Source organism: Acinetobacter sp. ANC_7634, from assembly GCF_056779875.1.
Window position 1 is genome coordinate 312,155 of the sequence record NZ_JBWYIT010000001.1, and the last position, 12,801, is coordinate 324,955.

A 12,801-nucleotide genomic window follows, 5' to 3' on the forward strand; every position below is an offset into this window, starting at 1 on the left:
GTAGAGCCCCTTATATGTCATCAGGTTTCGAAACCCTTAATTTACATCCGCAACTTAAGCAAGCGATTGATGCTTTAGGGTTTAATGAAATGACCCCCATTCAACAGAAAGTATTGAAATATACGTTGGCAGGGCATGATGCAATTGGACGTGCACAAACAGGCACAGGAAAAACCGCAGCATTCTTAATTAGTGTTATTAATGATTTATTGAACAATCCGATACAAACACAGCGTTATCGTGGTGAACCCCGTGCTCTAATTATGGCACCAACGCGTGAGCTTGCGATTCAAATTGAAAACGATGCACGTGATCTGACTAAGTTTACCGACTTAAATGTTGTGACTTTGGTGGGTGGTGTAGACTTCGATAAGCAAAAAAAACAACTGGATGAAAATTTCGTAGATATTCTTGTCGCGACACCAGGTCGTTTGATTGATTTTACTGAACAAAAAGAAATTTGGTTGGATCAAATTGAATTTTTAGTCATTGATGAGGCAGATCGTTTACTGGATATGGGATTTATTCCTTCTGTTAAACGCATTGTGCGATTCTCTCCACGCAAAGAACAACGTCAAACTTTAATGTTCTCTGCTACGTTTAGTTATGATGTACTCAATCTTGCTCAACAATGGTTATTTGAACCTGTTACTGTCGAAATTGAGCCTGAGAAAAAAACCAATGCTGACGTAGAGCAACGTGTTTATGTGGTTGGGAAATCAGATAAATACAAATTGCTTCAAGAAATATTGCGTGATGAGCCAATTGAAAAAGTCATGATATTTGCAAACCGCCGTGATCAGGTCCGTAAGCTGTATGATCATCTTAAGCATGATGGTTACAAAGTAGTGATGTTATCTGGTGAAATCGCGCAAGATAAACGTTTAAAGATGTTGGATCAGTTTAAAAATGGCAAACACAACATTATGATCGCAACTGATGTGGCTGGTCGAGGTATTCATGTGGATGGTGTGTCACACGTGATTAATTTTACTCTGCCTGAGCAGTCTGATGATTATGTACACCGTATAGGTCGTACAGGTCGAGCAGGAACAAGAGGGGTGAGTATCAGTTTCTTGTCAGAAGATGATGCTTTTTATTTACCTGAGATAGAAAAAGCGATTGGTCAAAAGATTCCATTGACACGTTTAGATGGTTATTGCTAATTGCTCAATAAAAAAAAGTCCCATCAAAGGGACTTTTTTTATAGGAAATTTTAGCGGGATGAATTACAGCTGAAGGTGATTGTTGTTTGGTAGTCAGTGTCTTTTTCGATTGTATTTTTAGTGCCGATCACAGAGCCAAGAACTGATGAAGCTGCAGTAATGAGTTTACCAGTCTGTTCATCCACAACACCTTTTAGTGCGCCGTTATATTCAGTTTTTTCGTCAATTAAGACAGGCGCAGAATTCTTACCACAAGTTTTGTTCGCGGCAGAAATTGCATTATTTTTTGCAAGAACTTGGGTTTTGCCTAATCCTGACACTTCATATTGATTGTTTGGTTTTTGAATAGCAAGTGTTTCAGTAGGTGTTGATGCACAAGCACTCAGGAGAATTGTTGCAGTAGCTACAGAAGCCAATGTCATTAATTTTTTCATTTTATTTTTCCTCTAGCGTTGCAATATTAAGTTTGGAGCTCAGTCATGTATGCTAGGGCTTAAATTCCAAAGAATTAAGCATGTTTTGTATCGATTTTGAAGTGAAATACCTGATTTCTGTTTGATTGTAATCATGCTGGATGTCTCGTGTATAAGTATAACTGTAGAGTAGTTTTCAATGTTTATGCTAAGCTTAAGTACATAGTGTTAGTTTAAAGATTAGTCTTCAAATGTCAGATCAATTTTCTCAAGTAGTGCATGACAATATTCATCAGCGTCAATCCGTTGGTCATTTGGTAGAACCTCATCCTAACGCAGAACAATTAGAATTAGCTTTTAAAGCCGCTTTAACCGCGCCTGATCATCATCGTCTGAAACCGACACAATTTATTATTGTGAAAGGAGAGCAACGAGAAGCATTTGGAGTTTTACTCAGTGAAGCAGTAGCAGACCTTGGTGAAACTGATTCAATTCAAATTGAACGCGCACGTCAGCATCCTATGCGTGCACCTATGCTGATTATCGCTGTAACACGATTTCATGATCATGCGAAAGTTCCATATTTTGAACAAACTTTAAGTTCAGGTGCTGCAATACAAAATCTTTTGCTCAGTTTACAAGCTCAGGGTTTCAATACCATGTGGCGCAGTGGTGCTGTTGTGGAGTCGGATCTATTTAAAAGAAAGTTAGGGCTACAAACGCATGATTTAATTTCAGGTATCATTTATGTAGGGACTGCTTTTAAGGCGATTGCACCACGCGCTGAGATTGAAACAGATGCATTCGTCAGTTTTTGGCAGCCGTAATTGCAACATTGCAAATTTAACGATTAGAAAAAGAATGTTTAGGATTTAAAAGAATGTCGGAATTAAAGTTTTCAGATTTGGTCGAGCCAGTTGCAATTGATCATAAAACAGCCTTGCGTGTTACGATTCTTGGTGGTGGTAGTTTTGGTACAGCCATGGCGAATACGGCAGTGCGAAATGGTTGTGACACCATGATTTGGATTCGTGATGAGGAAATTGCGAATGAAATCAATCGAACACATGTTAATTCAAGATATTTGCCGGATTACAACCTTGAGCCAGCATTAAAAGCAGAATCCAATCTTGAAAAGGCTGTTCGAGATCGAGACATTATTTTGGTCGCTATTCCGAGCCATTCATTCCGAGATGTACTCAAACAGATCAAGCCCTTTATCACTGCTCAGGCGGTTGTATCACTCACAAAAGGGATCGAAGCTAAAACCTTTAGTTTCATGAGTGATATTATTCGTGAAGAGCTTCCAGAAGTGCCTTATGGCGTCCTTTCGGGCCCAAATTTAGCGAAAGAAATTATGTCAGGAATGCCTGCAGGAACAGTGATTGCCAGCCATTCTGAATTGGTGAGATATGCAGTGCAGCAAGCATTACACAGTGCACTATTTCGTGTATTTGGAAGCGATGATGTACATGGCGTGGAGCTTGGAGGCGCACTTAAAAATATCTATGCTGTCGCAATGGGGATGGCTGCAGCCTACAACGTTGGCGAAAATACCAAAAGTATGATTTTGACACGTGCGTTGGCGGAAATGAGTCGCTTTGCTGTACAGCTAGGCGCAAATCCACTGACATTCTTAGGTTTGTCTGGTGTTGGCGATTTATTCGCAACGTGTAATAGTCCTTTAAGTCGAAATTATCAAGTTGGATTTGCTTTAGGTTCAGGTAAAACCTTAGAGCAGGCAACGACGGAACTGGGGCAAACGGCTGAAGGGATTAATACCATTGTGCAAGTGAATGCAAGAGCCAAAGAGCTTGATGTCTATATGCCAATCACCACAGCACTTTATGAAGTGATTTATGAAGGTGCACCACCATTACATATTGCATTATCTTTGATGAAGAATGGTCATCGAAGTGATGTTGAATTCGTATTGCCGCATCATAAAGTTTAAGATTAATGAATGGTTTATCATCATTGTCATAATGTTTAGATATGATGGATGACACATGGTTTAGGGAAAACAAATGCAACTCACTTTAGTTCGTCATGGTGAAGCCGCTCCACCAATTAATGGTAATGACTCGAAACGACCACTGACTGAGCGGGGTCATATTCAAGCTGAACAAACTGCGCACTTTTTAAAAGACGTAGTAGCACCTGATATATTTGTAGTGAGTACTTTGCTCAGGGCGCAGGAAACTTTAAAACATATACAGCAACTCTTTCCAAATGTTGAAGTTTTAGTATGTGATAAAATTAAACCTGACGATGATGCTAAAGTTGCAGTTGAGTGGTTATCTCAACTACCTTTTGAGAATATTGTGGTTGTATGTCATATGAATGTTGTGGCATATATTGAAGAAATTATTACGTCTGAATTTTTTAATCCTTTTTCGCTTGCTGAAGCGCGGATTTATGATCAGACAGTCATTGCTGCGGGACTTTCCACAAAATTAAAACATTTTGTACCGTCAGCTTAATAATCATAAGTGTTTAATGAATAAAACGGCAGAATAAAATTAATGTTGTATTTATGGATGCCAGTGTCGAATGGGGTTTGGCTCTGGTCAAATGGTGAAAATTGGAATTCATCAACAACGCTAGAAGAGTTGATTCAAGATACTCAACCGTATCATGGACAAGAAGCTGTTGTATTCTTTTCAAGCCATGATGTACAAATTATTCAACAAAATATGCCCAAAGCTCAATTCAAGCAAATTGGAAGCGAAGGCGCTAAATATTTACTTGAAGAATATACCATTCACTCCATTGATCAGATGAAAGTGCTTACTCAATTTGAGGCACCAGACCAATTGTCAGTAATGGGGATCAGTCAATACCAAGTCCAAACAATGCAACATGCTCTGAACTTGATTCCGGTGAAAGTGGTTGCGCTATTACCCGATTTTTTGGTCTTACCAGTGCCAGAACAGGGGCAAACTATTTTAGCTAATATTCATGGGCATTTATTGGCGAGAACAGGATCAAATCAAGGTTTTGCGATTGATGATTTAGCATTGTTTTTGGATCTATTGCCAAAGCCTATACATATTTTGCATGATCGGTTAAATGATGATCAGATGATGAGTTTGATTCATGCAACGGAACAAAATGAGCGGGAAAGCTTTAATTATGTATTTAAAGCTGAAAAAAAATTAAAGAATCATCCATTCAATGTTTTGCCTAAAGCAAAAAACACAGAGGGTGGAATCTCAGGCTATTGGAAAGCATGTGCAGCACTGCTTGTGGGCTTGCTTGTAGTGCAATTCAGTTATGATTTAGTGCGTTGGGTAAAGTTAAAAAAAGTATCTGATCAAACGGCTTTGGTTGCGGTAGAGCAATATCAATCTTGGTTTGGACCCAACAGTCGTCTCAATGAGCAAAATTTACGAAGCCAATTTGAAAGTAATTTGCGGATGAGTAAGCCTGCAAATACTGAGGTCTTACAGTTAATCAGTCGTGTAGGTCCGATTTTAATGCAACATCAAATCATCGCAAATCGTGTTTCCTATGAAGCATCTGGATTGAGTATGGATTTGGTGGCGGACTCATCCGAAAAATTACAAAATCTAATTCAACAAATGAATCAGCAAGGCTTCAAAGCTGAACTTGGGAATGTGCAAACTCAGGATAAAATGGTCGTTGGTTTGGTGAAAGTACAATAATGAAAACTTTAGAAAAATTTCAAAATCAATTTGATCAATTATTCGAAAAGCTTGATGACTATTTATCGTCATTGAGTGTGCGTGAACGTGTACTTGTCATCGCTGCAACGATTATCCTTGTCGTCGCATCAATTGGATCTGCTTTGTGGAAAATGCACGAAGCAGCAGATAATCAGCAAAAAAGATTGAATGAACTGAAAGACACATTGGTGTGGATGCAATCCAATGTGGTGACAATGAAATCTTCAACAGATTTGAGCCTAACACCTTCGGATAAAATTCAGCGTGTGGCACAACAAGCAGGATTATCTGTGGTCACACAACCAAGCGATAATAAATTAATGATCAGTGCTGAGCATGAAAACTACGCGATCCTCGCAAATTTTCTTACCCAATTGGTTCAAATGGGTTTAAGTGTTGAAAAATTGGAACTTATTAAGTCTGGAGCTGCGATTAAATTAACAGCATCAGTACAGTAAGTGGTGAAAATAAACCTATGACAGGCATAGCGTTTTGGGCATACTCAGCCTATAATGTGGCAACTTAAAAAACCGCAGTTTTTGAGATATGTTATATTCGCTTGCTCGTCCATTTCTATTTTCATTGGCGCCTGAGCGTGCACATGATTTGACATTATCAATGCTTAAATCGACATATAAGTTTGGCATAATGCGTCAAAAAATAGACCCAAAGCCAGTGACTTGTATGGGTATTCAATTTCCAAACCCAGTTGGTTTGGCTGCAGGTTTAGATAAAAATGGTGCATATATTGATGCACTTGCGAGTTTAGGTTTTGGTTTTATCGAAATTGGAACCATTACCCCTCGACCTCAGTCTGGTAATCCTCAACCGCGTTTATTCCGCCTTCCAGAGGCTCAAGCGATTATTAATCGTATGGGTTTTAATAATGATGGTGTAGATCAGCTGATTGAGAATGTTAAAGCAGCAAATTATAAAGGTGTATTAGGCATCAATATCGGTAAGAACGCCGATACAGCAGTTGAAGATGCTGTAACTGATTATCTCATTTGTTTAGAAAAAGTTTATAATTATGCATCTTATATTACTGTTAATATTTCATCTCCGAATACCAAGAACTTACGTAGTTTACAAAGTGGACATGCATTAACAGAACTTCTTGAAACTTTAAAAAATCGTCAACTTGAACTTGCTGAACAATATCAACACTATGTTCCACTGGTATTAAAGGTTGCCCCAGATTTAACTGAGTCAGATATTGAATTTATTGCATCTCAATTAATTCAATTTAAAATTGATGGTCTGATTGTGACCAATACGACTTTGTCACGTGAGGGTGTAGAAAATTTAGCGCATGGTGATGAAGCAGGTGGTTTATCTGGTGCGCCTGTATTTGAAAAAAGTACACAATGTCTATCTGCATTTTCAAAATTACTTCAAGGTCAAATCCCATTGATTGGTGTTGGTGGTATTCTTAGTGGTGATCAAGCCGCGACTAAACAGCAAACGGGTGCGCAATTGGTTCAAATTTACAGTGGTCTAATTTATACAGGGCCAAAACTGATTAAAGATTGCGTACAAGCTATGACCTAATCTATGAATACCATCGATATCTTTATACTGATTATTCTGCTCATTGGAGGGCTTAACGGTTTGCGTCAAGGATTCGTTAAAGCCTTTGCGAACTTGGTAGGATGGATTTTTGCACTCATTATGGGTGCAAAATTTGCGGGTCAAATTGCGCCTTCAATGTCCGCACTCAGTCAAGATCCTGTGGTTCAAAAAATAGCGGCATTTGCTTTTATTGTTCTGATTATTGTTGTTTTGACTTGGATCGTCACTGCAATATTAAATCGGTTGCTGAAAAGCTTAAAGCTTGGTCCATTAAATCGATTGGCAGGTGGTGCATTTGGCACCTTGAAAGGTCTCTTAATCGTCCTCATTACTATGCAAGGGATTGGTTCATTTGTAGAGAGCTCTCCACATTGGAAACAATCTAAGTTTATTCAAACTTTATTGCCTTACGCGCCTTTAGCGACTGAGTACACCAAAGAGACAGCGTCAAAAGCTTTAAGTCATATGAAATCAGAAGAGTCGAATCAATCATCAGATTCTTCTCGTCAATCATCTTCTGAACAAGATGATTCGTCATCTCATTCAACGAATAATCCTTTTTATTAATCCTAGCTTGTCTGCGAGGTTGCTATGTGTGGAGTTGTTGGTATAGCTGGTAAATCACCTGTTAACCAAATGTTGTTTGATGCATTAACGATGTTACAACATCGTGGACAAGATGCTGCAGGGATTGTGACATGCCATAATGGTCGTCTCTTTTTGAGAAAAGACAATGGCATGGTGCGTGATGTATTTCATACACGTCATATGCGTGCATTGTTAGGTAATTACGGAATTGGTCATGTGCGATATCCAACAGCTGGCTCATCGAGTAGCGCTGAAGCACAACCATTTTACGTAAACTCTCCTTATGGTATTACTTTAGCGCACAATGGTAATTTAACCAATGCTGACGAGATTCATGATGATCTGTTTAAAACAGATTTACGTCACATGAATACTGATTCAGATTCAGAAGTGTTATTAAACGTTTTTGCACATGAATTACAAAAACGCGGCAAACTTACACCGACTGCGGATGATATTTTCCATGTAGTCACTCGTGTGCATGAGCGTTGTAAAGGTGGTTATGCTGTTGTTGCGATGATCACAGGTCATGGTTTAGTTGGCTTCCGTGATCCAAATGGTATTCGACCTTTAATTTTGGGATCGCGTGATACCGATGATGGTGTTGAATATATTCTTGCTTCCGAATCAGTTGCTTTAACAGCGCTTGGTTTTAAAGTTGAACGTGATGTGATGCCAGGTGAAGCAATTTTTATTGATGATGTGGGTAATCTATTCACGAAGCAATGTGCGGCTAACCCACACCATAGCCCATGTATTTTTGAGTATGTTTATTTTGCTCGTCCAGATGCCATCATTGATGGAATTTCGGTATACAAAGCACGTTTGAAAATGGGTGAGAAGTTGGCGCAGAAAATCCTGCGTGAATGGAGTGAGGACCATGACATTGATGTTGTCATTCCTATTCCAGATACTTCGCGTACATCCGCTTTAGAACTTGCCAATACACTCGGTGTGAAATTCCGTGAAGGTTTCATGAAAAACCGTTATATCGGTCGTACCTTCATTATGCCGGGTCAGCAGTTGCGTAAAAAGTCTGTACGTCAAAAGCTCAATCCAGTTGAATTAGAGTTTAAAGATAAGAACGTATTGCTTGTAGATGACTCAATTGTGCGTGGCACAACGTGTAATGAGATTATTCAAATGGCGCGTGACGCCGGTGCTAAAAAAGTTTTCTTTGCATCTGCTGCACCAATGGTGAAATACCCGAATGTCTACGGTATTGATATGCCAGTTAAAAACGAATTAATTGCTTCAAATCGTGATGTTGAAGAAATTCGTGAAATGATTGGTGCTGATCGTTTGATTTTCCAAGATTTGGAAGATTTAAAGCAAGCTGTTCGTACGAAAAAAGTACCTGAGTTAACTGACTTTGACTGCTCAGTATTTGACGGTATTTACGTTGCGGGTAACATTGATGAGTCGTATCTCGATGGTTTAGAGCGCAAGCGTAATGACTCTGCCAAGAAAATCAAAGATGGTTATATCGATCTAAATATTGATGCAGCCTCAGTTGATCTGAGTGGCATTAAAGAAAATTAATTTATAGTTTTCTATTTGAAAAAGCGGGTATTTCCCGCTTTTTTAATTTATGATCACAAGACAATGTAATGAGGAAATTTTACATTGAAAGATGTGAGTGGTTACTTAATTAAAAACAAAAATATGCTGTGGTCATTAAGCGTATGTTTAATTGTTATTGTGCTCGCAATTATCATTTTAAACACGACGCTCGGATTGTTGGTTCATTATATTGATCCTTCTGAGTCCATTTGGTGGCATTTTCTCAGTCCATATATGATGGTGCTATTGATTAGCATTATTGGTGGTTCTGTCGTTTATGAGTTTTATGTCTTCCGCTCTGGTGGTCATACGCTCGCAAAACAATTGAAAGCACGACAACTCACTTTTATTGAAAGTACTCCAGAAGAAAGTACAGCGCTTAGACTTGCTGAAAAATTAGCACATCGTTTCTCAATTGATACACCTACACTCTATGTCTTACCCGATGAAATAGGGGTTAATGCACTGACTGCGGGTTTTCATCCCAAAGATACTGTGATTATTCTGACTTGGGGGGCGCTACAAAATCTTGATGAGTTAGAGCTTTATGGATTGTTGGGTCATGAATTCCATAAAATTTTATCGGGTGAAACTCGAGAAAATACTCGTCTTAAAATTTTATACAGTGGGTTAATTACCTTTAGCCAATGGGGCAGTAAAATCGCGAAGCAGGGATTTCGACGTAATCGGGATCAATTGAGAGATAGTTTGGAAACAACTTTTGTGGCGATCGGTGGAGTCATATGGTTAATTGGTAGTTTAGGCGTCTTTATTACGCGTCTGATGAAATATATTACTTTGGGTAGTCGAACATTGTATAACGATGCAATGACAAGACAATTATTGAGTAGTAATGCAAATATTCAAACCTTATTAAGAATCTATGTTCATCACGCAGGATCACAGATTCATAGTGAATATTCTGAAGCTATTTCTCATATGTGCTTTGCTAACTCACTTAGTCCTCAAAGTTGGTTGAATATCCAACCTTGTATTCAAGATCGTATATATGAATTAAATCCGAATTTACTTGAGGATATTCAATTAGAAAATTTACAAAAATTACGCAATCAACCACTATTTAGTTTAATGCGTTCTTTAGAGGAATCTATTGCTGAAGAATATAATCCATGGATGTCACCACAGCCACTTCCATTATTAAGATTATCACCGATCAGCTTTGCAATTAAGGATGCCATCAAACCCTTAAATAGTGAAGTTAGACAGCAGATGAAACGTCCAGAACTCATTCAAAGGGCTTTGCAAACTTCGACTGGTGCGCGTGAAGTGATGGTTGCGATCTTAATGATTCGGCAGTACCGTGAATTTATTCCTTCTGATGCGCCTGTGAGTCGTGCAATTGTCGACTCACTGTTAAATATAGATGGTCGAGTGCATATTCAAATTTTTCATGAGGCATGTAAGCAGTTGGGAAATATGCCTGCTACAAGTGCGCGTCAGTTTATTACTAAATTGGCTAAAATTATTCAAGAAGATGGTGAAATTGGACTTTTGGATGCTTTGCTGATTGAAAAGGTGAAGTCTCAACTGGATTTATTGCCAATACATCGTCCAACATCAATCGAGGATGCTAAGCCGCAAATTGTTAGGCTAATAGATGCGTTATTACATGTTCAGCAGTTAAATACTGCTAATCAGCTTGAAGTTAGAACCCAAATCTTAGAACGAATTTTAACTCGTGATGAAATTGAGTTTTATGAAGAAATTTCAGATGAACCTATCGACTTAGGTGAAATTCTTAATGATATTGCTGGATTGTTGCTGAGAGATCGGTTGAGTATTTTGGGTGTTGCTGAATTATGTTTATGGAATGATCGAATCATTACACAAGATGAGTTAGATGTACTTGAATTATTATATTGGCGACTTGGATTTGAAAGTGATGAAATTGTGGATCAAATGCATAAGAAAAATAGCGTCATTATTGTTTAGCTATCAATGCATTCTGAATTTAAAAGGTGCAAGGATATTAATGCGTCAGAAATGAAATTAAGTTATGATTGTTTGCGGATTAAAAGTTCAGTAAAAGATTAAAAAAGTGGGTAGAATACCCAGCCCTCATGCCAGTCCATCTGTAATGAATGTGAATATGTTAGAGCATCAAAGAAGCCTCTTAGCTGTGATGGGAATCGATATATGGATTCCACAAAATACGGCACAAACACGTCATTACAAACCTTCCTTATATCGCGATCAAGTTGAAGAAAATCATCCAACAGATGTATCTTTTCCTGAATTTGCGCAAGCTCAATTAGAACAGTTCATCACAAAACCAGCTTCACAAGCTGAACAGCTAAATAAAGATGATTCTTCGCTTCAGTTAAAAAGTAATCCAGACGGTGTGCAGCTTCCTCGAGAGTTTGTGGAAAATGACAAACAGTCTCAAGATGAAGTTGTTGAGCGTCAACCGCTTGTAATCGATGCTTTTGAAATTCAAGCGATGATCACTAAAACACATACTATTCTGCTAGATGCTACAGCGCTCACCACAGAACAAGAAAACTTATGGGTGAATATCCAGCGTAGTGTGAGTTCACAGTTTTACGATTTAAAATGGCCATTTAATTTCGCACAATTCCAAGATGGAAGAGGTGCTGAAGTATTTATACAGGGTTTTATCGATGCATTATCTGTTGATAAAAAAATATTGAGCTTAGGGTATTTGCCGCATATATCGACGACGCAGCATATGCAGATTGCAAGTTTACAAGACATGATTGAGCAGCCATTGTTAAAACGTCGCTTGTGGAACTTAATTAAAAATTAAATCGATACTGGATCTAAAGAGGGAGTTTTATGAAAAAAAAGGTTGTGGTATTTAGTCAGATAGATCCGAAAATATTAAATCAATTAGAATCGAAATATCAGGTCGTTCAACTTAATCCGAAACAGGGTGACATTAATGAGCAACTTTTAAGAGAAGTTGCGGATGCAGATGGGATGATAGGCGCTGGGCGTCGTTTAAATCAAGACAACTTGAAGACTGCAAAAAAACTTAAAATTATTTCGTCGGTCAGTGTGGGTTACGATAATTACGACGTTGAATATCTAAAACAACAGGGTATTTGGTTGACCAATACGCCTCATGTGTTGACAGAGACGACCGCTGATTTGGCTTTTACCTTATTGATGAGTGCGGCTCGTAAAGTGACACATTTAGATTCTTGGACAAAGCATGGACATTGGACGCGTACCGCTGGTGTTGCACAATTTGGTCAAGATGTTTATGGGAAAACGCTAGGTATCATTGGCTTGGGTCATATCGGTGCTGCGATAGCTCGACGTGGTTTTTATGGATTTAATATGAATATTCAATACCATAATCGAAAACCATGTATAGAGCGAGCTGAGCCTTTAAAGGCGAAATATTGTGATCTTGATACTTTACTTTCAACGTCTGATTTTATCGTCATTGCAGTCGATTTAAATGAGCAATCGAAAGCGCTGATCGGTCAAGCTCAATTTGAGAAAATGCAAAAACATGCTGTGTTTGTGAATATTGCCAGAGGATCAGTTGTGGATGAGTCAGCCTTGATTGAGGCGCTTGAAAATCACAAAATTTTTGCTGCTGGTTTAGATGTTTATCAGAAAGAGCCGCTCCAAGAATCACCATTGTTTCGATTGGAAAATGTAGTGACATTGCCGCACGTAGGTTCGGCGACAGCAGAAACCAGAATGAAAATGGCAAATCTTGCTTATGATAATCTGGTAAAAGCCTTAGATGGGGATGAGCCTCTATATATTGTGAATAAGTAAAGTCTTTTGAGCGTAATAATAAACGTAACAGTT

13 protein-coding genes are annotated in these 12,801 nt (G+C 38.4%); 12 read left to right on the forward strand and 1 reads right to left on the reverse strand.

Features of this window, described 5'->3' with window-relative positions:
* The first annotated feature begins 14 nt into the window (after nucleotides 1-14).
* Nucleotides 15-1,166 (forward strand): ATP-dependent RNA helicase RhlB, encoded by a 1,152-nt coding sequence (rhlB, locus tag AC1M9A_RS01450; RefSeq protein ID WP_035265921.1) that lies wholly within the window; start codon nucleotides 15-17, stop codon nucleotides 1,164-1,166.
* Nucleotides 1,167-1,216: 50 nt separating this feature from the next.
* Here the strand turns inward: rhlB and AC1M9A_RS01455 are convergent, their stop codons facing one another.
* Nucleotides 1,217-1,600 carry a hypothetical protein gene (locus AC1M9A_RS01455; RefSeq protein ID WP_481591217.1) on the reverse strand — a complete coding sequence of 128 codons (384 nt, stop codon included), beginning with the start codon at nucleotides 1,598-1,600 and terminating at the stop codon, nucleotides 1,217-1,219.
* Between the two features lie 230 nt (nucleotides 1,601-1,830).
* Here AC1M9A_RS01455 and AC1M9A_RS01460 point away from each other — a divergent pair, with 230 nt between their 5' ends.
* The 11 genes from AC1M9A_RS01460 to AC1M9A_RS01510 all read left to right on the forward strand — a co-directional run bounded on the left by AC1M9A_RS01460 (nucleotide 1,831) and on the right by AC1M9A_RS01510 (nucleotide 12,768).
* On the forward strand, nucleotides 1,831-2,406 hold the full coding sequence (locus AC1M9A_RS01460; RefSeq protein WP_481591216.1) for a nitroreductase family protein: 576 nt from the start codon (nucleotides 1,831-1,833) through the stop codon (nucleotides 2,404-2,406).
* A 53-nt stretch (nucleotides 2,407-2,459) separates the two neighbouring features.
* Nucleotides 2,460-3,533: an NAD(P)H-dependent glycerol-3-phosphate dehydrogenase gene (locus tag AC1M9A_RS01465; RefSeq protein ID WP_092766141.1), complete on the forward strand. Its 1,074-nt coding sequence runs from the start codon at nucleotides 2,460-2,462 to the stop codon at nucleotides 3,531-3,533.
* A 73-nt stretch (nucleotides 3,534-3,606) separates the two neighbouring features.
* Nucleotides 3,607-4,062: a phosphoglycerate mutase family protein gene (locus AC1M9A_RS01470; protein ID WP_035268776.1), complete on the forward strand. Its 456-nt coding sequence runs from the start codon at nucleotides 3,607-3,609 to the stop codon at nucleotides 4,060-4,062.
* A 42-nt stretch (nucleotides 4,063-4,104) separates the two neighbouring features.
* Nucleotides 4,105-5,247, forward strand: coding sequence for a type II secretion system protein GspL (gene gspL / locus AC1M9A_RS01475; RefSeq protein WP_481591215.1), 1,143 nt, complete (start codon nucleotides 4,105-4,107; stop codon nucleotides 5,245-5,247).
* On the forward strand, nucleotides 5,247-5,726 hold the full coding sequence (gspM, locus tag AC1M9A_RS01480) for a type II secretion system protein GspM (protein ID WP_481609474.1): 480 nt from the start codon (nucleotides 5,247-5,249) through the stop codon (nucleotides 5,724-5,726). Before gspL ends, gspM begins: the two co-directional genes overlap by 1 nt.
* Before the next feature lie 88 nt (nucleotides 5,727-5,814).
* Entirely contained in the window at nucleotides 5,815-6,819 is a 1,005-nt protein-coding gene (locus tag AC1M9A_RS01485) for a quinone-dependent dihydroorotate dehydrogenase (RefSeq protein ID WP_035268767.1), read from the forward strand.
* Nucleotides 6,820-6,822: 3 nt separating this feature from the next.
* Nucleotides 6,823-7,407, forward strand: a complete 585-nt coding sequence (locus AC1M9A_RS01490) for a CvpA family protein (protein WP_179998321.1) — start codon at nucleotides 6,823-6,825, stop codon at nucleotides 7,405-7,407.
* Nucleotides 7,408-7,431: 24 nt separating this feature from the next.
* The gene (purF, locus tag AC1M9A_RS01495; RefSeq protein ID WP_481609475.1) at nucleotides 7,432-8,970 is read left to right on the forward strand and encodes an amidophosphoribosyltransferase; all 1,539 of its coding nucleotides are present in this window, start codon (nucleotides 7,432-7,434) and stop codon (nucleotides 8,968-8,970) included.
* A gap of 84 nt (nucleotides 8,971-9,054) precedes the next feature.
* Complete coding sequence (locus tag AC1M9A_RS01500) at nucleotides 9,055-10,944, forward strand: M48 family metalloprotease (protein ID WP_481607019.1); 1,890 nt, start codon at nucleotides 9,055-9,057, stop codon at nucleotides 10,942-10,944.
* A 106-nt stretch (nucleotides 10,945-11,050) separates the two neighbouring features.
* Nucleotides 11,051-11,779, forward strand: coding sequence for a hypothetical protein (locus AC1M9A_RS01505; protein ID WP_155756986.1), 729 nt, complete (start codon nucleotides 11,051-11,053; stop codon nucleotides 11,777-11,779).
* A 29-nt stretch (nucleotides 11,780-11,808) separates the two neighbouring features.
* Nucleotides 11,809-12,768, forward strand: a complete 960-nt coding sequence (locus AC1M9A_RS01510; protein WP_481595496.1) for a 2-hydroxyacid dehydrogenase — start codon at nucleotides 11,809-11,811, stop codon at nucleotides 12,766-12,768.
* Nucleotides 12,769-12,801 lie beyond the last annotated feature (33 nt).